The 20,697-nt window shown below is 61.7% G+C and carries 22 protein-coding genes; 13 read left to right on the forward strand and 9 right to left on the reverse strand.

What is annotated here, in order from left to right; genetic code table 11:
- Nucleotides 1-63: 63 nt before the first annotated feature.
- The 4 genes from recJ to Q1A20_RS19430 form a co-directional block, all read right to left on the reverse strand.
- Nucleotides 64-1,803, reverse strand: coding sequence for a single-stranded-DNA-specific exonuclease RecJ (recJ, locus tag Q1A20_RS19415; protein ID WP_299918240.1), 1,740 nt, complete (start codon nucleotides 1,801-1,803; stop codon nucleotides 64-66).
- A gap of 21 nt (nucleotides 1,804-1,824) precedes the next feature.
- A complete protein-coding gene (glpX, locus tag Q1A20_RS19420) occupies nucleotides 1,825-2,793 on the reverse strand; it encodes a class II fructose-bisphosphatase (RefSeq protein ID WP_299408833.1) in 969 nt (322 codons plus the stop codon).
- Between the two features lie 85 nt (nucleotides 2,794-2,878).
- On the reverse strand, nucleotides 2,879-4,165 hold the full coding sequence (locus Q1A20_RS19425) for a homoserine dehydrogenase (protein ID WP_299408836.1): 1,287 nt from the start codon (nucleotides 4,163-4,165) through the stop codon (nucleotides 2,879-2,881).
- Between the two features lie 84 nt (nucleotides 4,166-4,249).
- Nucleotides 4,250-4,534, reverse strand: coding sequence for a hypothetical protein (locus tag Q1A20_RS19430; RefSeq protein ID WP_299408839.1), 285 nt, complete (start codon nucleotides 4,532-4,534; stop codon nucleotides 4,250-4,252).
- Between the two features lie 95 nt (nucleotides 4,535-4,629).
- On the opposite strand from Q1A20_RS19430, the gene Q1A20_RS19435 reads away from it, so the two are divergent.
- Together Q1A20_RS19435 and Q1A20_RS19440 are read left to right on the forward strand one after the other, a co-directional pair.
- Complete coding sequence (locus Q1A20_RS19435; protein WP_299408841.1) at nucleotides 4,630-5,220, forward strand: TetR/AcrR family transcriptional regulator; 591 nt, start codon at nucleotides 4,630-4,632, stop codon at nucleotides 5,218-5,220.
- 178 nt (nucleotides 5,221-5,398) lie between these two features.
- Nucleotides 5,399-5,617, forward strand: coding sequence for a hypothetical protein (locus tag Q1A20_RS19440; protein WP_299408844.1), 219 nt, complete (start codon nucleotides 5,399-5,401; stop codon nucleotides 5,615-5,617).
- Here the strand turns inward: Q1A20_RS19440 and Q1A20_RS19445 are convergent, their stop codons facing one another.
- Complete coding sequence (locus Q1A20_RS19445; protein WP_299408847.1) at nucleotides 5,618-6,781, reverse strand: reductive dehalogenase domain-containing protein; 1,164 nt, start codon at nucleotides 6,779-6,781, stop codon at nucleotides 5,618-5,620.
- Between the two features lie 115 nt (nucleotides 6,782-6,896).
- On the opposite strand from Q1A20_RS19445, the gene Q1A20_RS19450 reads away from it, so the two are divergent.
- On the forward strand, nucleotides 6,897-7,841 hold the full coding sequence (locus Q1A20_RS19450) for an NAD(P)-dependent oxidoreductase (protein WP_299408849.1): 945 nt from the start codon (nucleotides 6,897-6,899) through the stop codon (nucleotides 7,839-7,841).
- 66 nt (nucleotides 7,842-7,907) lie between these two features.
- On the opposite strand, the gene serS is transcribed toward Q1A20_RS19450, so the two are convergent.
- Nucleotides 7,908-9,200, reverse strand: a complete 1,293-nt coding sequence (gene serS, locus Q1A20_RS19455; RefSeq protein ID WP_299408851.1) for a serine--tRNA ligase — start codon at nucleotides 9,198-9,200, stop codon at nucleotides 7,908-7,910.
- A gap of 88 nt (nucleotides 9,201-9,288) precedes the next feature.
- Nucleotides 9,289-10,044, reverse strand: coding sequence for a trypsin-like peptidase domain-containing protein (locus tag Q1A20_RS19460; RefSeq protein ID WP_299408855.1), 756 nt, complete (start codon nucleotides 10,042-10,044; stop codon nucleotides 9,289-9,291).
- A 208-nt stretch (nucleotides 10,045-10,252) separates the two neighbouring features.
- Between Q1A20_RS19460 and yajC the strand changes: the two genes are divergently transcribed.
- Genes yajC through Q1A20_RS19510 form a run of 10 tightly spaced genes read left to right on the forward strand, consistent with a single transcriptional unit; the run spans nucleotide 10,253 to nucleotide 17,129 of the window.
- Nucleotides 10,253-10,531, forward strand: coding sequence for a preprotein translocase subunit YajC (yajC, locus tag Q1A20_RS19465; RefSeq protein WP_298971333.1), 279 nt, complete (start codon nucleotides 10,253-10,255; stop codon nucleotides 10,529-10,531).
- Nucleotides 10,532-10,564: 33 nt separating this feature from the next.
- Nucleotides 10,565-12,226, forward strand: coding sequence for a protein translocase subunit SecD (gene secD, locus Q1A20_RS19470; RefSeq protein ID WP_299408858.1), 1,662 nt, complete (start codon nucleotides 10,565-10,567; stop codon nucleotides 12,224-12,226).
- A gap of 1 nt (nucleotide 12,227) precedes the next feature.
- Nucleotides 12,228-13,196 (forward strand): protein translocase subunit SecF, encoded by a 969-nt coding sequence (gene secF, locus Q1A20_RS19475; protein WP_299408861.1) that lies wholly within the window; start codon nucleotides 12,228-12,230, stop codon nucleotides 13,194-13,196.
- Nucleotides 13,189-13,941, forward strand: coding sequence for a sulfite exporter TauE/SafE family protein (locus Q1A20_RS19480; RefSeq protein ID WP_299408863.1), 753 nt, complete (start codon nucleotides 13,189-13,191; stop codon nucleotides 13,939-13,941). The genes secF and Q1A20_RS19480 overlap by 8 nt, the downstream gene beginning before the upstream one ends.
- Nucleotides 13,942-13,949: 8 nt before the next feature.
- Nucleotides 13,950-14,303, forward strand: a complete 354-nt coding sequence (locus tag Q1A20_RS19485) for an Mth938-like domain-containing protein (protein ID WP_298971340.1) — start codon at nucleotides 13,950-13,952, stop codon at nucleotides 14,301-14,303.
- A 42-nt stretch (nucleotides 14,304-14,345) separates the two neighbouring features.
- Nucleotides 14,346-14,963, forward strand: coding sequence for a heme ABC exporter ATP-binding protein CcmA (gene ccmA / locus Q1A20_RS19490; protein ID WP_299408866.1), 618 nt, complete (start codon nucleotides 14,346-14,348; stop codon nucleotides 14,961-14,963).
- On the forward strand, nucleotides 14,960-15,616 hold the full coding sequence (gene ccmB, locus Q1A20_RS19495; RefSeq protein ID WP_299408868.1) for a heme exporter protein CcmB: 657 nt from the start codon (nucleotides 14,960-14,962) through the stop codon (nucleotides 15,614-15,616). The genes ccmA and ccmB overlap by 4 nt, the downstream gene beginning before the upstream one ends.
- A 52-nt stretch (nucleotides 15,617-15,668) precedes the next feature.
- Nucleotides 15,669-16,436, forward strand: coding sequence for a heme ABC transporter permease (locus Q1A20_RS19500; protein ID WP_299408871.1), 768 nt, complete (start codon nucleotides 15,669-15,671; stop codon nucleotides 16,434-16,436).
- Nucleotides 16,433-16,591: a heme exporter protein CcmD gene (gene ccmD, locus Q1A20_RS19505; protein ID WP_299408872.1), complete on the forward strand. Its 159-nt coding sequence runs from the start codon at nucleotides 16,433-16,435 to the stop codon at nucleotides 16,589-16,591. Before Q1A20_RS19500 ends, ccmD begins: the two co-directional genes overlap by 4 nt.
- A complete protein-coding gene (locus Q1A20_RS19510; RefSeq protein ID WP_299918248.1) occupies nucleotides 16,584-17,129 on the forward strand; it encodes a DsbE family thiol:disulfide interchange protein in 546 nt (181 codons plus the stop codon). Before ccmD ends, Q1A20_RS19510 begins: the two co-directional genes overlap by 8 nt.
- 51 nt (nucleotides 17,130-17,180) lie before the next feature.
- Here the strand turns inward: Q1A20_RS19510 and Q1A20_RS19515 are convergent, their stop codons facing one another.
- Nucleotides 17,181-17,882 (reverse strand): SDR family NAD(P)-dependent oxidoreductase, encoded by a 702-nt coding sequence (locus Q1A20_RS19515; protein ID WP_299918250.1) that lies wholly within the window; start codon nucleotides 17,880-17,882, stop codon nucleotides 17,181-17,183.
- Nucleotides 17,883-17,887: 5 nt separating this feature from the next.
- Entirely contained in the window at nucleotides 17,888-20,575 is a 2,688-nt protein-coding gene (acnA, locus tag Q1A20_RS19520; protein WP_299918252.1) for an aconitate hydratase AcnA, read from the reverse strand.
- Nucleotides 20,576-20,697 lie beyond the last annotated feature (122 nt).

Consider the following 20,697-nt stretch of genomic DNA (forward strand, 5'->3'; position numbering starts at 1 on the left):
TCCGCGCGCGGCGCGCAAGCGGAAATTTTGCCCAAAGCCAATAAACTTTAACGCAGTGCGCTTTCAGGAGGGGGCGGCGTCCTCCAGGCGCAATTGCACGCTTTTGCGTCCGCGCCAGTTGTTGATGTCCAAACGTCCCGCCAGGTGAAAATGCTTGCCACCGTGGTTTTCCAGCGCAGGCCCCAGAGGACCGTCAAAAGCGCCAAAGCAGATCGCCTCCATGGTTGCGCCACCGGCATCACCAAAAGAAAGCTTGAGATGGCTTTCGCCCACTCTTTTGGCAAACCGAATGGCCATATCTGCAAAAACATAGCGCGGGGCGGGGGCGCTGGCGCCGAAGGGCCCGGCCTGCTCAACCATCTCCGTCAGCTCCACGGTGGCAGCTGCGGGCATCAGCAGCCCGTCCAGTTTCAGATCTGCGGCGCCTGCCAGATGGGCGCCCTGCTTTTCGAGCAGCTCCGTCAGGCGGGCCATCGCGGCCTCCAGCTTGTCCTCCGCCACCGTCAGGCCCGCAGCCATCTTATGACCGCCGCCCTTGAGCAACAGGCCTTCTGCCGCCAGCCGTTGAATGGGCTGGCCGAGATCGACGCCCGAGATCGAGCGCCCGGATCCTTTGCCAATACCGTCTTCGAGGCCGATCACGATGCTGGGACGCCCAGAGGCATCTTTCAGCCTTGAGGCCACAATTCCCACCACGCCCGGATGCCAGCGCGGTCCTGCGGCCCAGACCAGCGCGCTGTCCAGCCCGCGTGTCTCCGCCTGATCAAGGGCCGCTGCGCGCACGCTGGCTTCAATCTCGCGGCGCTCGGTGTTCAATAGGTCCAGCCTTTCGGCCAGGGCCGCGGCCTCATGCGGGTCTTCGGTGGCCAGAAGCCGCGCGCCCAGATCGGCGGCCCCGATCCGCCCACCTGCATTAACCCGCGGCCCGAGCAGGAAACCCAGGTGATAGGCGGTCGGTGCGGTGTCCATCCGCGCCACATCGGCGAGGGCCGCAAGACCGGGGCGTTCGCGGCGCGCCATCACCCGCAAGCCCTGGCGCACGAAAGCGCGGTTGACGCCAATCAGCGGGGCCACATCGGCAACGGTGGCCAGGGCCACCAGATCCAGCAGGCCCATCAGATCCGGGCCGGATGTCCCGGCGCCGCGCAGCTGTCGCCCCAGTTCAACGAGTAGCAAAAACACCACGCCCGCCGCGCAAAGATGCGCGAGATCGCCGGTTTCATCCTGCCGGTTCGGGTTCACGACCGCCAGCGCGTCGGGCAGGGTTTCAGCGCCCAGGTGGTGGTCCAGCACCAGCACATCCGCGCCTTTTGCCGCCGCAATCGGGCCGTGCGACAGGGTTCCGCAATCAACGCAGATGATCAGATCATGATCGGCGGCCAATTGCGCCATGGCCTCCTCGTTGGGGCCATAGCCTTCATCAATCCGGTCGGGCACGTAGAGCGTGGCCCCATGCCCCATTTGGCGCAGCCAGATCAGCAAAAGGGCGGCCGATGAGCCGCCATCCACGTCATAATCGGCAAAAATGGCGATCCGTTCGCGCTTTTTCAGGCCGCTCAGCAGCCGCGTGGCTGCCTTTTCCATGTCTTTCAATGCCTGTGGGTCCGGCAGCAGCTCCCGCAAGGACGGGGATAGAAACCCCTCAGCTTCGAGGGGGGGCACCTGACGACGGGCAAGAACTTGCGCCACCGCTGCTGGCAGGCCGGAATGCTGCGCGACTGCTTCGGCGGCGCGTTCCACCTCGATGGGCGGACCAACCCAGCGCCGCCCGGTCAGGCTGCTTTCGACGCCGAGGAAGCTCACCCCAAACCCCGCCAGGCGCCGTTACTTGGGATCCACCGGCGTGCGGTAGTTGATGCGGCGCACGGAACCGGTCTTGGAGCGCATGATCAGCGTCTCGGTTGTCATCCAGCCGGGTTCACGTTTCACCGACGGCAGGATGTTGCCATCGGTCACGCCGGTTGCGGCAAAAATCACGTCTTCGGTGACCATTTCGTCGCGACCGTAGATGCGGTCAAAATCGGTGATGCCCGCCTTGCTGGCGCGTCCCCGCTCGTCATCGTTGCGGAAAAGCAGACGACCATACATCTGACCGCCCATGCATTTGAGCGCTGCGGCCGCCAAAACGCCCTCAGGCGCGCCGCCGGCCCCCATGTACATGTCGATGCCGGTATTGGGCTCCGCGCAATGCATCACGCCCGCAACATCGCCATCGGTGATCAGCCGGATGGAGGCCCCCGTGGCGCGAACTTCGGCGATCATCTCTTCGTGGCGCGGGCGTTCCAGAATGCACACGGTGATATCTGCGGGGCTGCATCCTTTGGCCTTGGCCAGCGCGGCGACCCGGTCCCCTGGGGTCATGTCCAGCGTCACCACATCCGCCGCATAGCCCGGTCCGATCGCCAGCTTGTCCATATAGACATCCGGCGCGTGCAGCATGGAGCCGCGCGGGCCCATGGCGATCACGGTCAGCGCGTTGGGCATGTCCTTGGCCGTCAGCGTGGTGCCTTCGAGCGGATCGAGCGCGATGTCCACGCCGGGGCCGTTGCCGGTGCCCACTTCCTCGCCGATGTAGAGCATGGGGGCCTCGTCGCGTTCGCCTTCGCCGATGACCACAACGCCCGCGATGTCCAGCATGTTGAGCTGTTCGCGCATGGCGTTGACCGCGGCCTGATCCGCTGCTTTTTCATCGCCGTGCCCGACCAGCCGCGCCGAGGCCAAAGCTGCCGCTTCTGATACGCGGGCGAGGCCCAGGGAAAGCATACGATCTTGGAATTCGGCATTGGCTGGCATGAAACTGTCCTTCTTTGGGCACTAAATATGAGGGTAGGTGTATCGCTGTGGCGTTGCGTTAACAACTGTTGGCTTGGGCCAAGGGTCAAACCGCCTCGATGCGCAGGGCAACAGGTGTGCCTGACAAAACGCCGGTGCTGCTCATCTCTGCCAATGCGGTGTTGAGCGCATCGGGCGTGGTCTTATGCGTGACGATCAGCACCGGGGCTTTGGTGTCGTCATGGCCGTATTGACGCATCCTATCGATGGAAACGCCAGCTTCTCCCAGCACCGATGCAATCTTGGCCAATGCGCCCGGTTTGTCCTCCAGCGACATGCGCAGGTAATAGGGGGCGGGCATCTGCGCGCGCGCGGGTGTTGAGGTTTTGAGTTGCGCTGCCGGGACACCAAAGACCGGGCCGCGCGCGCCTTTTGCGATGTCGCAAACATCCGCCATGACCGCGCTGGCGGTCGGGCCCTCACCGGCGCCGGGGCCGCGCAGGACGATCTGACCCACCGCGTCGCCCTCCAGCACCACCATGTTGGTGCCGCCATCCAGCTGTCCTAGCGGTGAGGTGTCGGGCACGAGGCAGGGCTGCATGCGTTGCTCCAGCCCGCGACCGGTCATCTGTGCGACCCCCAGCAGCTTGATCTTGTAGCCCATGTCCGCGGCGGCGCGGATGTCGTCGATGCTGACCCGGTCGATGCCTTCCAGCGTGATCCCGTCGAAATCCACCCGGGTGCCAAAGGCCAGTGATGACAGAATGGCAAGCTTGTGGGCTGCGTCGATCCCGCCCACATCCAGCTGCGGGTCGGCTTCGAGATAGCCCAAACCATCCGCTTCGGCAAAGACCTCGGCGTAGCTGAGGCCAGCGGTTTCCATACGGGTCAGGATGTAGTTGCACGAGCCGTTCATCACCCCCATCACGCGGGTCACGTCGTTGCCCGCAAGCCCCTCCATCAGCGATTTGATCACCGGGATGCCGCCTGCAACCGCTGCTTCATAGCGTAGGGCCCTGCCAGCATTCTCTGCTGCCTCCGCCAGCGACTGGCCGTGAATGGCCAGCAGGGCCTTGTTTGCGGTGACCACATCCTTGCCAGCAGCCAATGCCGCCTCCACCGCCGCCTTGGCCGGGCCGTCGTGCCCGCCGATCAGTTCGACAAAGACGTCGACATCGTCACGCCGGGCCAGCGCGACGGGGTCATCTTCCCAGTCGTAGCGATCCAGCGGCACGCCGCGATCTTTGGATTTGTCACGGGCAGAGACGGCAGAAAGGGTGATTTCCCGACCGGTGCGTGCCGCCAGCATCTCGCTGTGTTGGCGAATGATCCGCAGCACGCCAATGCCGACTGTGCCCAGACCAGCGATTCCGAGACGAAGGGGCGCAGACATAACGGGAAATCCTTTGATTTAAGGGCAGGAGTGTTCTTTTGCGCCGTTTAGCCGGTTCGGCGCCTGCGTGCAACGCGCTTGGCGCTACTGCAGGTCTTCTTCCAGTCTGGCGCGATCTCCATCGCTCAGAACCGGCCCGCGCAGGCCATTTGCGCGGGCCTTCAGACCGCTTACGCGTGCCTCCAACTGCGCTTGTGTCTCGTCGCTGCCGCCAGTCGTGGTTGGAAGCGCACCCAGCACGGGCTCCAGCGGCACAAGATCGGGATAGTCCGCCTGCTCGGCCACCTGTCCAGTGGCGTCATCGATTTCAGGAAACTGGACGCAGCCCGCAAGGCTGAGTGGCAAGATCAGAAGGGCAAGGACGCGCATACTGCAGGCTCCGGTTGGTGGTGATGTTGTGCCCCATGCATCTTTCTGGCGCAAGAAGGGTTTGTTTTGAACATGCGTTCAGTTAATCATGCGCCATGGCGCGCACAGCAGGATCACATTCAGACATTACCGGCCCGCGGGTCCGCGAGGCGGCCCTCAGGCTCTTTGCGCAACAGGGGTTTGCGGCCGTGTCGATGCGCCAGATCGCGGGCGAGGTTGGGGTGCAGGTTGGCGCGCTCTACAACTACACGCCGGACAAGCAGAGCTTGCTGTTTGATCTGATGAAAAGCCACATGGATGGGCTGCTGGCCGCCTACGCGGATCATTCGGCGACGACAGCCGAGGCCCGCCTGCATGACTTCGTACAGTTTCACATCCGATTTCACCATGACCGGCCGGATGCGGTTTTCATCGCCTATATGGAATTGCGCAATCTGACGCCGGAGAATTTCGCCGTGATCGAAGCGCTGCGCCGCCAATATGAGGATCGCCTCGAAGATATTCTGCGGGCGGGTGTGGCCTCCGGCGCATTTGATGTACCGGATACCAAGATCGCCACCCTGGCGGTGATTGCGATGCTGACCGGGGTCAATACCTGGTTCCGGGCCGGGGGGCGGCTGTCGCTGGAGGATGTGGAGGCGCAATATTGGCAGATGGTGCGCAAGGCGGTCTCTGCCGAGGGATGACACGCTCTGGCACAGTGGCCCCCGTGTTTACACGAACACTGGCGCACGGCAGGTCACTTTGCGATGAGATCATAATTCGTGATGCGATGCATAAAATATATTCGTTTTAAGAATATTTTAGAGACGGCTATATACATGGGTATCCCACTTTCGGGTAAACACTTGAAAGGACCCTCCCATGGTTTTTGAAGCTACTATTCAAGATCGCAATGTACTCCCATCGCGCCTGCGCGGCACGGCAAAGACGCTGCTGATGATCGGCGCAGGTGTGCTCATCGGATTGATGCTTGCAGAAACAACGCCATCCGAACCGGTCTCCGGCACGTTTTTGCACACAGGAGAAATTCCCGGTGAAGACTGGCACGGCAATGTACGGCGGTCCTATTCGCCGCAATGATCATCCGTTTTCCCACCACACGCTGGGTTTTATACGAGCGCCGCGTTTTGCATCCAGCCAAAGCGCGGCGCGCCGCAAGGGGGACAATGCCAGTCTCAGCCATAACCGGTGATACCATTTGCGGAAATCGCGGTTGAACGGGCAGACCCGCATACAAATCGCGCAGTCGGACGCCAGCTTTGCCCAGAACCCGAAACACTTCTCTGCATCAGACGTCCATTTCCGCACGCCCTTCAGCGCGGAGACATTTGCGCCGCCGACCTCGGGGGCCCCAAAGGGCAGGGCTTTGACCGGGCAGGCCTCCGCGCATTTGGTGCAAATGTCGCAAAAGGCCCTCACGCCCAAAGGTTCCGGCACGTCATGCGCCAGCGGCAGTGAGGTGAAAATCTTCGAAAATCGCAATCTGGGGCCGAATTCGGGCGTGATCACCATCTGATTGCGCGCGTATTCGCCCAGTCCCGCCTTGAGCGCATAGGGGATCACCAGGGCGGTGTCATTCATCGACGGCACAGCCTCATAGCCCAGATTGCGGATGTAGGCGGCGACCTGCATCACGGTCGCGGCTTCCTGGCTATAGGCGCGTCCGGTGGCTGCCCCCGCCGTTGCGGCAGGATAAGTGTCCACCAGATCCGCATCCATCTCGTGACCCAGAACAATGACCGATGTGATGCCCGCAGGCAGATCATTCGGGGCGTCCGACATATCCCGCACATCGATGCGCGCGGTATAATGCCACCGCGCATCGACGCTGGTGATGCCGCAAAGATCTGCTTTAAAAAACCGCGACACCTTTTTGATTTCACGGGACATCTCTATGGGATCACTCACATCGAGCCGGATCGGCGCAACGGGTGTGTCCGCGCTGATCGGAGCCTGAAACCCTTCGCGGCGACCATCTTGGGCAAATCGGTCGGTCATCACGTCGGAAATCAGCCAGGATGCGTTGCGCAAGGCAAAATCGCGTTGTCCAAACCCATTGCCACGGCGCGGTGCTGCTTCCATCCGGTAAGACGCAAAAAAGGCGTCCGTCTGCTTGGTCCGCACGGTCGGGTCCCAGAACGCCCGCGTGAAAATATCGTTGCGCTGCGCGAAGCGCTCGAAATCGTCGGTCACGTCGATCCCGGCGCGGGCGTCTGGATCACTTTGGGGCGCGGTGTGGTGCATGGATCACAGCCTACGCAGGCGGGCGATTTGGTCAATCGCAAAGGTCGCAAACAGGCGCGACCCGGTCGCCACCTGTGCCAGTTTGCACCAAAACAACAGGGAAGCGGAGGCAGCTATGAAGGTTGGGTTTATCGGTTTGGGCAATGTCGGCGGTAAGCTGTCCGGCGCGTTGATCCGGAATAAGATTGACGTCGAGGTGCATGATCTCAATGCGGAATTTGTGGCTGAGAAGGTTGCACAAGGTGCACGGAATGGTCAGAGCCCGGCGCAGATGATGCAAGCCTGCGATGTGGTGATCACCTGCTTGCCGTCCCCGGCGGCCTCGGCTGCGGTGCTGGACGACATGCTGCCGCACGTCGGTCCGGGCAAGGTCTGGATGGAGATGTCGACAACCGACGCCGCAGAGGTCAAGCGCCTTGGCGCCCTGGTCGCAGAGAGGGGCGGAGCAGCAGTGGATTGCCCGGTGTCCGGCGGCTGTCACCGGGCCGGTACCGGCAATATTTCGATCTATGCGGGGTGTGACCGCGACACCTTCGACCGAGTGCTGCCGATCTTGACCTCAATGGGCCGCCGCATTCTGCATGTGGGTGAGATTGGAAATGCCAGCCTGCTCAAGGTGATGACGAATTATCTGGCGACGGCAAACCTGTTGACGCTCTGCGAGGCGCTCACCGTGATGAAGGCGGCCGGCATGGATCTTGGCATGACCTATGAGGCCATCGCCATGTCCTCGGGCACGTCGTTTGTGCATGAAACCGAGAGCCAGCTGATCCTGTCGGGATCGCGGGATGTGAACTTCACGATGGATCTTGTGCAAAAAGACATTGGCCTCTTTCAGAAGATCGCCGATCAACACAAGGTACCGCTCGAAATCTCGCCGCTGGTGATCGAGATGATGACGGACGGGCAAAACCGCTACGGCGATCGGGCGCAGTCCGACCGGATGATCGAGCGATTGGAAGAGGCCACCGGGCTCAGCATCCGCGCCCCCGGCTTTCCGCAGGAATTGATCGATGCCGAACCCGAAGCGCCCGGATACGAAGTCACCCCAAACCGGTAACGGGCATCAGCCCTTCTTCTGGCAAAAAATATCCCGGGGTCCGGGGCAGCGCCCCGGTGCGATCCCTCAGACCAGCGTGCCATCGGCAGTGAGCGTGATTTTCCCGCCAAGATAGGGACCCAGAACTCCCGGCAGCCTCACCGCGCCATCCGCCTGTTGACCGTTCTCCAGCACCGCGATCAGGCAGCGCCCAACGGCGAGGCCGGAGCCGTTCAGCGTATGCACAAACAGCGGTTTGCCGCCTCCCTCTGGCTTGAACCGCGCGTTCATCCGGCGGGCCTGAAAATCACCCGTGGTTGAGACCGATGAAATCTCGCGATAGGCATTCTGACCGGGCAACCAGGCCTCGATGTCAAAGGTGCGCCGCGCGCCAAAGCCCATATCACCGGTGCATAGAATGACCGTGCGATAGGGAATGCCCAGCCGTTCCAGAATATCCTCGGCGCAACGCAGCATGCGTTTCTGCTCTGCATCCGACTGATCGGGCAGGGTGACCGAGACCATCTCCACCTTCTCAAATTGATGCTGTCGCAGCATACCGGCAGTGTCGCGGCCCGCGCTGCCGGCCTCAGAGCGGAAACATAAGGTATGGGCCGTCATCCGGCGCGGCAGGTCCGATGCCTCCAGCACATCCCCTGCCACCGAATAGGTCAGGGTGATTTCAGAAGTGGAGATCAGCCAGGCCCCGTCGGTGGTTTTATAGCTGTCTTCGGCGAATTTCGGCAGCTTGTCGGTTCCGTACATCGCTTCATCCCGCACCAGCACCGGGCAATTCACTTCCGTCAGTCCGTTCTCATCCACATGCGTATCGACCATGAACTGCGCCAGCGCTCGATGGATGCGCGCGACCGCCCCTTCAAGCATGACAAACCGTGCACCGGATGTTTTTGCCGCCGTCTCGAAATCCATCGACGCCGCAACGCCACCAATCTCGTAGTGCTCCTTGGGCGTAAAATCGAAGTTGGGTACATTCCCCCAGCGGTTCACCTCGACGTTATCGTTCTCATCCGCGCCCTCGGGCACGTCATCTGCAGGCAGGTTGGCGATCCAAGCCAGCTTGTCGGTCAGTTGCGTGTCCAGCTCCTTTGCTTCGGCCTGCATCGCGGCAACTTCGGCCTTCTTTTCGCCCACAAGCGCGCGCAGCCGCTCAAACTCGGCCTCATCACCGGATGCCTTCGCCGCGCCGACCGCTTTGGATGCCTTGTTCTGCTCCGCCTGCGCGGTTTCGGCGGCATTGATCTTGGCGCGCCGGGCTTCATCCAGCGCCAGGATCTCTGATGACACCGGCGCATCCCCACGCCGCGCCACGGCGGCATCAAAAGCCTGCGGGTTTTCACGAATGGCACGAATATCATGCATGGCACCTGTCCTTGGATCTGAGTCGTCTTGAGGGAAGCTTATGACCGATCTTTTCGCGACACGTAACCTTGAGATTTGCAGGCGCTGTTTAGCCTTCGGAACGTCGCGCCTCGGCCCTGCTCATCGCATCGCGCCAGTGGGACATGACCCAATCGCCCACCGGCACCGCCAATGCTTGTGGCGTGTTCCCACCGGTGCGGCCCGCGACCACCGCAACCACGGTCCAGTCATCGCCGGTTTGCGCCAGCACGGGGCCACCGGAATTGCCCGAGATCACCTCGCAATCGAGCAGCACCATGACGGGGGAGGACTGCGGTTGTGTCACGCAGTCAAAGCGCCCGTTGATCACATTCGGACGTTTTCGGTGATAGCCCAGAACGGCCAGTTCACCGAGGCGCAAGGGGGCCGCATCGCTGAGCGGCAGGGGGGGCACCTTGGCTGCATCAATGGGGGTTTCCAGCTGCAAGACCGCAATGTCGTATTTGAACCGTTCATTGCCCGTTGTGCTGATATATCCGGGGTGCACATGGATTTCAGACGACAGGCGATGCGCAACGAAGCTGCCACGGTCCCACCCGGCCACGAAATGCCGTTTTTTTCCGGTCCCGGCGATCGTGCTGGCGCAATGCGCCGCGGTCAGCACCAGATCGGGCGCGATCAGGGTCCCGGTGCAGGAGGCCTTGCCACGATAGCCGGCGGCATTCACCAACCCCACGGTCATCCAGGCGTTGCGGTCTTCGGGGCCGAGGGCGGGCATGGGATCCGCACGGCCCTGCATTGGGGCGAAAACGGCTGGTGAGATGCCCAAGAGCATCGCCAGAATGATCGCCGCTAGTCGCTGCATGCGCCCTCCAAAACAAGCTGATGCCGGTAAGGATGCACTGAATCGCAACGCGCGCCAAGAGGCCGCCCGCAGGACCGCATAGCACGAGCGTGGCCAAATGGATTTCGTGCACGGCGTCCCTTGCAAAGCGGCCCCTCAGACCATAGGTTCCGCCAAAATTCGCGCCAAACAACCTAACCCGGCGCGGCCTACCCGGAAGGACCATTTCATGGAAGCGTTTGCGCAATTTGTGCCCCTCATTCTGATCTTTGCGATCATGTATTTTTTGCTGATCCGCCCACAGCAAAAGAAGGTGAAAGAGCACCAGGCGATGGTTTCCGCTTTGCGCCGCGGCGATCAGGTGGTCACGCAGGGCGGTATCGTCGGCAAGGTGGCGAAGGTCAAAGACGATGGTGAGCTGGAGCTGGAAATCGCGGACGGCGTCAAAGTCCGCGTCATTCAATCCACCATCGCGACGGTGATTTCCAAGACCGAACCGGCGAAATAAAAGCGCCCTTTAACGCGTTGAAAAGGCGTTTTTATGCTGCAGATTGATCTTTGGAAACGGATCGCGATTTGGCTGACCTGCGCGGTTGGCCTCTGGCTGGCCCTTCCGAACGCCTTTTACACCAATGTTGAAAAGCACAACGACGCCCTGGCCGCCATTGAGTTGAGCGGCGGCACGGCAGAGGTCGAAGCCGATCTTGGTCTCTGGCCGGAATGGATGCCTTCGGGTCTGGTCAACCTCGGCCTTGACCTGCGCGGCGGTGCGCATCTGCTGGCCGAAGTGCGCGTCGAGGACGTTTATGCCGCGCGGATGCAGGCAGCATGGCCTGAAATCCGCGATGCGCTGCGCCCGGAGCGCGCGACCGTGGGCACCATTCGCCTGCAACCCTCCGCCGAGGATGAGGTGCGGGTGCGCATCAGTCAGCCCGAGGGCATGCCACGTGCGCTTGAAATTGTGCGCGGCTTGGCCCGCCCAGTGCAGACCCTCACCGGGGTCGGCGCCAATGACATCGAAGTGCGCGCTGCGGATGATTTGATCATTGTCACGCTGTCCGAGGCTGAAAAACTCGCCACGGACGAACGTACCGTGCAGCAAAGCCTGGAGATCATTCGCCGGCGGATTGACGAGGTCGGCACCCGCGAACCGACAATCCAACGGCAGGGCGCTGACCGCATCCTGATCCAGGTGCCGGGCATCGGCTCGGCGGGCGAGTTGAAGGAAATCATCGGCACGACGGCGCAGTTGACGTTCAACCCGGTTGTCACGCGCGGCACGGATGCCAGCGCGGCGGCGGGGATCGGCAACAAGATCGTACCCTCGCTGGACGAACCCGGCGTCTTTTACACCATTGAGGCCGCCCCTGTGGTCACCGGCGAGGAACTGGTGGATGCGCAGCCCGCCTTCGACCAGAACGGTCGCCCCGCGGTGAATTTCCGCTTCAACACGGCGGGCGCGCGGAAATTTGGCGACTATACCGCAGAAAACATCGGCTCGCCCTTTGCCATCGTCTTGGATGACGAAGTGGTCAGCGCGCCCACGATCCAAAGCCATATTCCCGGCGGATCCGGCATCATCACCGGGCGGTTTTCCGTAGAGGAATCTACCAATCTCGCGGTTTTGCTGCGGGCAGGGGCGTTGCCCGCGGGCCTTGATTTCCTTGAAGAGCGCACCATCGGCCCGGAATTGGGTCAGGACAGCATCGATGCAGGCAAGGTTGCAACCATCGTCGCCTTTGTCGCCGTGCTGGTATTCATGGGGCTGAGTTACGGCCTCTTTGGGCTTTTTGCCAACATCGCCTTGATCATCAACATCGGCCTGATCTTCGGTCTGCTCAGCCTTGTGGGCGCGACGCTCACCTTGCCGGGCATTGCCGGGATCGTGCTGACCGTGGGTATGGCGGTGGACGCCAATGTGCTGATCTTCGAGCGTATCCGCGAGGAGCTGAAAACCTCCAAAGGCCCTGCGCGCGCCATCGAATTGGGCTATGAAAAAGCGCTCAGCGCCATTCTGGACGCCAATATCACCACCTTCATCACCGCCGTGATCCTCTTTGCCATGGGCTCCGGCCCGGTGCGCGGCTTTGCGATCACGCTGGGGTTGGGCATCCTGACATCGGTCTTCACCGCAATCTTCGTGACGCGCCTCATCATCGTGATGTGGTTCGAGCGCCGCCGCCCCAAAACAATCGAGGTCTGACATGCGTCTGCGACTGGTCAAACAGAACACGAACTTCGATTTCTTCAAACGCTGGAAGATGTGGCTGGGCATTTCCGCCCTGATGATGGTGGTGGCTTTTGCCTCCTTCATGATCCAAGGGTTGAATTTTGGCATTGATTTCCGGGGCGGCACCACGATCCGCACCGAAAGCCCGCTGCCGGTTGAAATCGGCGTTTATCGCGATGCCATCGCGGTGCTGGAGCTGGGTGATGTGTCGATCACCGAGGTGTTCGATCCGACCTTCGAGGCGGATCAGAATGTCGCTATGATCCGCATTCAGGCACAGGACGGGCAGGAGGCGGTGACCACCGAGGTGATCTCGGCGGTGGAGCAGGCGCTCAAAACTGTGCGACCGGACATCAAGTTCGTTTCCGTCGAATCCGTTGGCCCCAAAGTATCGGGCGAGTTGATCCAGACCGCGGCCATCGCGGTGATCCTCGCCATCGGGGCCGTGCTGATCTACATCTGGCTGCGGTTCGAATGGCAGTTTGCGCTGGGGGCCGTTTTGGCCTTGGTGCATGACGTGATCCTGACCATCGGGGTGTTTTCGGAACTGCAGATCCGCTTCGATCTGGCGATCATCGCGGCCTTGCTGACCATCGTGGGCTACTCGCTCAACGACACCGTGGTGGTGTTTGACCGGGTGCGGGAAAACCTTCGCAAATACAAGAAACGCCCGCTGAACGAGGTGCTGAATATCTCGATCAACGAGACGCTGAGCCGAACCTTCATGACATCCGTGACCACGCTTCTGGCGCTGATTGCGCTCTTTGTGCTCGGGGGCGATGTGATCCGCGGGTTTGTTTTCGCGATGATCTGGGGCGTGATTGTGGGGACCTATAGTTCGATCTTTGTCGCCTCAGCGGCCTTGCTTTATCTCGGGGTCAAACGCGATTGGTCAAAACCGGATGCAAACTCCGGCAATCAATACGCCAACATAGATGCCTGAGGCGCTCACGGGCGTTGTCGATACAAGTGGTCTGATCTGGCTGACAATTGGGGTGCTGGCCGCCGGGCTGGTGCGGGGCTTCGCCGGTTTTGGCAGTGGCATGATCATCATGCCCGTGGCCTCCTCCGTGTTGTCCCCGGTGGCGGCGGTGACCTTCATGATGATGGCCGAACTGCTGGGCCCTTTGCCAAACCTGCCTGCGGCCTGGCGAGAGGGCGCCCCGCGCGATGTCGGGCGCCTGATGCTGGGGGCCACGCTGACCGTGCCCATCGGCATTCTTTGCCTGTCCATCATGGACACCGATTTCTTTGGCTGGGTGGTCTCGATCTCTGTCACAATCCTGCTGATCCTGTTGATGACCGGGTGGCGCTACAAAGGGGTGCTGACGCCGAAACTGACGGTGGCCACAGGCGGTCTGGGAGGTTTCATGGGCGGTTTTGCCGGGGTGCCCGGGCCGCCGGTGATCATGCTCTACATGTCCAGCCGTTTGCCCATTGCCGTGATCCGCGCCAATTTTCTGCTGTATTTGCTCGCCATTGATGCGGTGATGATCGCGGTTTTCTTCGTATTAGACCTGTTCGTGTGGAAAATCGCCTTGCTGGGCCTGCTGGCCGGGCTCCCCAATGTTCTGGCCAATATGGTAGGCGCGCGCCTCTTCAATCCGCATGCTGAGGTGGTTTTTCGCCGCGTGGCCTACCTCGTCATCGCGGCTTCGGCTATTCTGGGTCTGCCAATCTGGAATTAGGAGGGACCATGCGCCTGAATGAAATCTCTTTTACCGATGCCAAACCTGTTGAAGGCTACGGGACCGGGTTCTTTCGCATTGGCGGCGAGGTATTTCACGGCCCTGTCATCGCGGGGCCGCAAGGGACCACCGCCTGGAAAGGCTACGAAGACCGCGATGCGCTGCTGGTTCTGAAAGACCAGATTGATGTACTCTTTGTCGGCACTGGTGCCGAGATCGCGCATCTGCCGGATGACCTGCGCGAGGCCCTGGAAGACGCGGGCGTGGGGGTGGAGGTCATGGCTTCGCCCGCCGCCTGTCGCACCTACAATGTGTTGCTGAGCGAAGGGCGTCGCATTGCTCTGGCGCTGATCCCGGTCTGATCGGGCTTTTGCACGCCGCCTCAATCGGTTAACGCTGGGCCCATGACTTTGACGATCCGTGATCTTTGCGTGGCCCGTGGCGGTGTGCCGGTCCTTGAAGGGCTGTCCTTTTCCCTCGCGCCCGGTCAGGCGCTGATCCTGCGCGGGCCTAATGGGGCAGGCAAGACAACCCTGTTGCGGACCTTGGCGGGTCTGCAGCCACCACTGTCAGGTCAGATCGACGGGGCGGAGGACCAAATCGCCTATTCCGGTCACTCCGACGGGCTGAAATCCATGCTCAGCGTCACCGAAAACCTGACGTTCTGGGCGGATGTTTTTGGGCAGCGGGACATCGGCCCGGCAATCGCCGCCTTTTCGCTGGAAGGTCTCAAGGATCGCCTCGCCGGAACGCTTTCGGCTGGGCAAAAACGCCGCCTGGGACTGGCGCGGATGTTGGTGACGGGGCGGCCGATCTGGGTGATGGATGAGCCAACCGTCTCGCTCGATGTCGATGCGGTCGCGCAGTTTGCGAAGGCGGTGCAGGGACATCTTCACGCGGGCGGCGCGGCCCTGATCGCCACACATATCGACCTGCATCTGGAGGCCGACGTGTTGGACGTCACCCCCCACCGTGCAGCGCTGGATCTCAGGGCAGGGGCCAGCGACGAGGCTTTCCTGTGAGGGCGCTACTCACCCGCGATCTGATGCTGGCCTTCCGGGCGGGGGGCGGCTTTGGGCTGGGGCTCGCATTTTTCCTGATCGTCACGGTGCTGGTACCTTTCGGCGTCGGCCCGAATTCCGAGCTTTTGTCGCGCATCGCCCCAGGCATCCTCTGGCTGGGCGCCTTGCTGGCGTGCCTGCTGTCGCTGGACAGGCTGCTGGCGCTGGATTGGGAAGACGGCACGCTCGATCTGCTCGCCACCTCGCCGTTGCCGCTCGAAGCGGCACTCAGCATCAAGGCGCTGGCCCATTGGATCACCACAGGTCTGCCGCTGGTTTTGGCCGCTCCGGTGCTGGGCATCCTGCTCAACCTGCCCACGCCCGGATACACATGGCTGGTGCTTTCGCTGCTGCTGGGCACGCCCGCACTTTCGGTCATCGGCACCTTTGGCGCGGCGCTCACGGTCGGCGTCAAACGCGGGGGTCTGCTGATGTCGCTGCTGGTCCTGCCGCTCTATGTGCCAACGTTGATTTTCGGCGCAGAGGCCGCGCGCCGGGGGGCCACCGGCATGGACACCACAACCCCGCTCCTGATGCTCGCGGGCATCACCGCCGGGGTCATCGCCATCATGCCCTTTGCCTCTGCCGCGGCCTTGCGGGTGAACTTGCGGTGAAGAGGACCATTTGCCCATTGAGCCAAAGCGCAGGAAGGCTTAGATCATTGCCATGTCATTGACCGAAGACACGCCCACGCCGAAACGCCCGTCCGGGTTCTGGAGCTACGCGAACCCGGTGAAATTTCTCGGGCTCAGCGAGCGCGTTCTGCCGGCGTTTTGGGGACTGGCCGCGGTCTCGCTCATTGTCGGGCTGATCTGGGGCTTCTTCTTCACGCCGGATGACTTCCGCCAGGGCTCCACCGTCAAAATCATCTACCTGCACGTACCCTCCGCCCTGATGGCGATCAATGCGTGGTTCATGATGCTGGTGGCCTCGCTGATCTGGATCGTTCGGCGCCATCACGTCTCCGCCCTTGCGGCCAAGGCCGCCGCCCCCGTGGGGGTGGTGATGACGCTGATTGCGCTTTTCACCGGCGCCGTCTGGGGGCAACCGATGTGGGGTACCTGGTGGGCCTGGGATCCGCGCCTGACCTCCTTTCTGATCCTGTTTCTCTTTTATCTCGGCTACATCGCGCTTTGGGAGGCCATTGAAGACCCGGATACGGCTGCGGATCTTACCTCTGTGCTCTGCCTTGTCGGCTCCGTCTTCGCGGTGCTGTCGCGCTACGCGGTGAACTTCTGGAACCAGGGGCTGCATCAGGGCGCGTCCCTGAGCCTCGACAAGGAAGAAAACGTCGCAGATGTTTTCTACATCCCGTTGCTGGTCTGCATCGCGGGCTTCGTCTTTCTCTTTCTCGCCCTTGTGCTCTACCGTACGGGCACTGAAATCCGCCTGCGCCGTGCACGTGCGCTGCAAGCGCGGGAGGCCCGCACATGATGCCTGATCTGGGAAAATACGCCGACGCCGTCCTGTCGGCCTATGGGGTATCGATCCTGTTGATTATGCTGCTGGTGATCATCACCCTGCGCAGAGGCCGCGCAGCCCGGGCAGCCCTTGAGGCCATTGAGACAAGGAGCAAGAAAAATGGCTAAAGTCTCCCCGCTGATGATCGCACCGCCGCTGATCTTCGCCGGGTTCGTGGCACTCGCGGGCATCGGCATGTTCCGCGATGATCCCAGCCGATTGCCTTCCACCATGATCGGGCAAAGCGCACCGGCCATCACCCCGCTGGCCCTCGGCGATTATCCACCCGTCACTGCCGAAGCCCTGGCGACAGGTGAAGTGACCCTGGTGAATTTCTGGGCCAGCTGGTGCCCGCCTTGTCGCGCGGAGCACCCCAACCTGCTGGAAATGGCGGCGGCGGGCATGCCCATCATCGGGGTCAATTTCAAGGACACCGAAGGCCCCGCGACCTCATATCTGCATGACGACGGCAACCCCTTTGCCGCCGTGGCCTATGACCCGCAGGGGCGTACGGCCATCGACTGGGGTGTAACCGCCCCGCCGGAAACCTTCATTCTGGATGCGGAAGGCGTGGTGCTTTTCCGCTTCGCCGGCCCCCTGATCGGCAGCGACTACGAGCAACGGTTCGTGCCCGCGCTGGAAAAGGCGATGGGTGAAGGGTCCTGATTTCTTCTGGCTGAAAATATCCGCGCCGCAGGCATAAAATCCTGCAGACCCTCACAGCCTGTAGCCGCCGTTCACGTTGAGAATCTCACCCGTGATGAACCCCGCCGCGTCTGAGGCCAGAAACCGAACGGCGGCGGCGATGTCCTCAGGCGTGCCCACCCGTCCAAGCGCGGTCATGTCGACAAACACTTTGATCAGATCGTCCGGTCGTGGGCTTTCCGGGCGCTCGGTCGCCCCCGGCGCAACGGCATTAACGCGGATGCCCCGCGGACCCAGTTCCTTGGCCATCGCGCGGGTCCAGGTATTCAGCGCCGCCTTGCTGGCGGAATAGGCGGAGGCGCCTTTGGCGGGCAAAACCGCGTTGGTCGAGGAGATATTGATTACCGACGCACCGGGCTGCAAATGCGGCAAGGCTGCTGACAGCAGGGCCATGGGTGCCACCACATTCACGTCGAAAATCAGTTTTACATCGTCAAATGCTTCGGCATCGTAGGCGTTAGACACAACCACTCCGGCATTATTCACCAGCACGTCCAACCGTCCAAACTGCGCCACCGTCTGGTCAATCACATCTTTCGCATTCTGTGAATCGGACAGGTCCGCCTCGATCGCAAAGATGTCGGGTCGCTCCATCAGAAGCGGCCCGGGTTCGGTGGTGTTATACGTGATCGCGACGTGGTGATCCGCCGCCAGATCATGGGCCATCGCGCGTCCAAGACCCCGCGCGGCACCGGTGATCAGTGCCACGCGCATCTGTGTTACGCTGCCTGCGCGAGGTTGCGCAACACGTAGTGCAGGACGCCGCCGTGTTCGATGTATTCGATCTCGATCGCGGTATCGATCCGGCATTTCAGCGTGATTTCTTTCACGCTGCCGTCGCCCATGGTGATGGTGCAGGGCACTTCTTGCAACGGTTGGATCGTGTCGAGACCGGAGATGGACACGGTTTCTTCGCCCGTCAGACCCAGCGATTTGCGGGTGTCGCCGCCGGTGAACTCGAAGGGGATCACACCCATGCCTACGAGGTTGGAGCGGTGAATGCGCTCAAAGCTCTCTGCAACTACGGCCTTGACGCCCAGCAACGCCGTGCCCTTTGCCGCCCAGTCGCGGGAGGATCCGGCACCGTATTGTTCACCACCAAAGATGACCAGCGGGTTGCCCGCCTCCTGATAGGCCATCGCCGCATCGTAGATCGAGGTTTGATTGCCATCAGGACCCTTGGTGTAGCCACCCTCAACGCCTTCCAGCATCTCGTTCTTGATGCGGATGTTGGCGAAGGTGCCGCGCATCATCACCTCGTGGTTGCCACGCCGGGAGCCGTAGGAGTTGAACTCGCGCTGAGGCACCTGACGTTCAATCAGGTACTGGCCAGCAGGGGTCGTGTCCTTGAAGGAGCCGGCGGGGGAGATGTGATCGGTCGTGATCATATCGCCGAGGATCGCAAGCACCGAGGCGTTCTCGATGTTGCTGATTGTGCCGGGCTCCTTGCCCATGCCCTGGAAATAGGGCGGGTTCTGCACATAGGTCGATGACACCGGCCAGTCATAGACCTTGCTGTCGGTGGTGCTGACGCCCTGCCATTTGTCGTCACCTTTGAAGACGTCGGCATATTTGGTCTGGAAGGCTTCGCGGGTGACGGTCTGTTCGACCAGTTCGGCCACTTCCTGGCTGGTGGGCCAGATGTCTTTCAGGAACACGTCATTGCCGTCCTTGTCGGTGCCAATGGCATCCTCGGCAAGGTTGATGTCGAGCGTGCCCGCCAGCGCATAGGCGACCACCAGCGGTGGGGAGGCCAGGTAGTTGGCACGCACGTCCGGGCTGATCCGGCCTTCGAAGTTCCGGTTGCCCGACAGGACGGATGTGGCCACCAGATCACCCTCGGCGATGGCGTCCGACAGCTCTTTCTGGATCGGGCCGGAGTTGCCGATGCAGGTGGTGCAGCCGTAGCCCACGAGGTTGAACCCGATGCTGTCGAGGTCCTCCTGCAAGCCCGCGGCCTCCAGATAGGCGGACACCACCTGAGACCCTGGCGCCAGCGAGGTCTTGACCCAGGGCTTGCGGTTCAGCCCCAACGCCCGCGCTTTGCGCGCCACGAGGCCCGCGCCGATCATCACGTAGGGGTTCGAGGTATTGGTGCAGGAGGTGATCGAGGCGATCACGACCTTGCCGCTTTCCATCGTGTAGTCTTCACCCTCGACGGCAACCTCTTTGCCCATCGGGCGCTTGAAGGTTTCTTCCATCTCGCGACGGAAGGCGGTTTGACCCTGATCCAGCGCCACATAGTCCTGCGGGCGTTTCGGGCCGGAGATCGCCGGGACAATCGTGCCCATGTCGAGGTGCAGCGTGTCGGTATAGATCGGTGCATAATCATCACCGCGCCAGAACCCGTTCTCCTTGGCGTAGGCTTCGACCAGCGCGATGCGGTCCTCATCCCGGCCGGTGGTGCGCAGGTAGCGCAGGGTTTCATTGTCGATGGGGAAGAAGCCGCATGTGGCACCGTATTCCGGGGCCATGTTGCCGATGGTGGCCCGATCCGCCAGCGGCAGCCGGTCGAGCCCTTCGCCGTAGAACTCCACGAATTTACCGACAACACCCTTGGCGCGCAGCATCTCGACCACTTTCAGCACCAGGTCGGTGCCGGTGGTGCCCTCCATCATCGAGCCGGTCAGCTCAAAACCGATGACTTCCGGGATCAGCATGGAGATCGGCTGTCCGAGCATCGCGGCTTCCGCCTCGATCCCGCCAACACCCCAGCCCAGAACGGCGGCGCCATTGACCATGGTGGTGTGACTGTCGGTACCGACAAGCGTATCGGGATAGGCAACCTCGGCGCCGTTCTGATCGGTGTCGGTCCAGACGGTCTGCGCGAGGTATTCCAGGTTCACCTGGTGGCAGATCCCGGTGCCAGGGGGAACAACGCGGAAATTGTTGAACGCCTTCTGACCCCATTTGAGGAAGGTATAGCGCTCCATGTTGCGCTCATATTCGCGGTCCACGTTCATCTGAAACGCGCGCGGGTTGCCGAATTCGTCGATCATCACCGAGTGGTCGATGACCAGATCCACCGGGTTCAGCGGGTTGATCTTTTCCGCGTCACCGCCAAGGCTGATGATCGCATCGCGCATCGCCGCCAGATCAACGACCGCCGGGACGCCGGTGAAGTCCTGCAGCAGAACACGGGCAGGGCGGTAGGCAATCTCGCGGGGGTTCTTGCCGCCCTTGCTGGCCCATTCCGCAAAGGCCTTGATGTCGTCGGTCGTGACCGTCTTGCCGTCCTCGAACCGAAGCATGTTTTCCAAAACCACTTTCAACGCAGCAGGCAATTTGGCGAAGTCGCCCAGGCCTGCGGCGGTCGCTGCGGGGATGGAATAATAATCGACGCTTTGGGCGCCAACGCTCAGGGTTTTGCGGGTCTTGGAGGTGTCGTGACCAACGGTAATGGGCATAAGAGGGTTCCTCTGGCTTGAGCTGGATCATCTTTATGGATTGGCCGTTGAATGCCCTAAGGAGCGGGGCAGATCAACTCAATTCGGCGCTGATTCACAGAAATGTATACCATTGTGTACCG

Source organism: uncultured Roseobacter sp., assembly GCF_947501835.1.
Classification (GTDB): Bacteria; Pseudomonadota; Alphaproteobacteria; order Rhodobacterales; family Rhodobacteraceae; genus Roseobacter.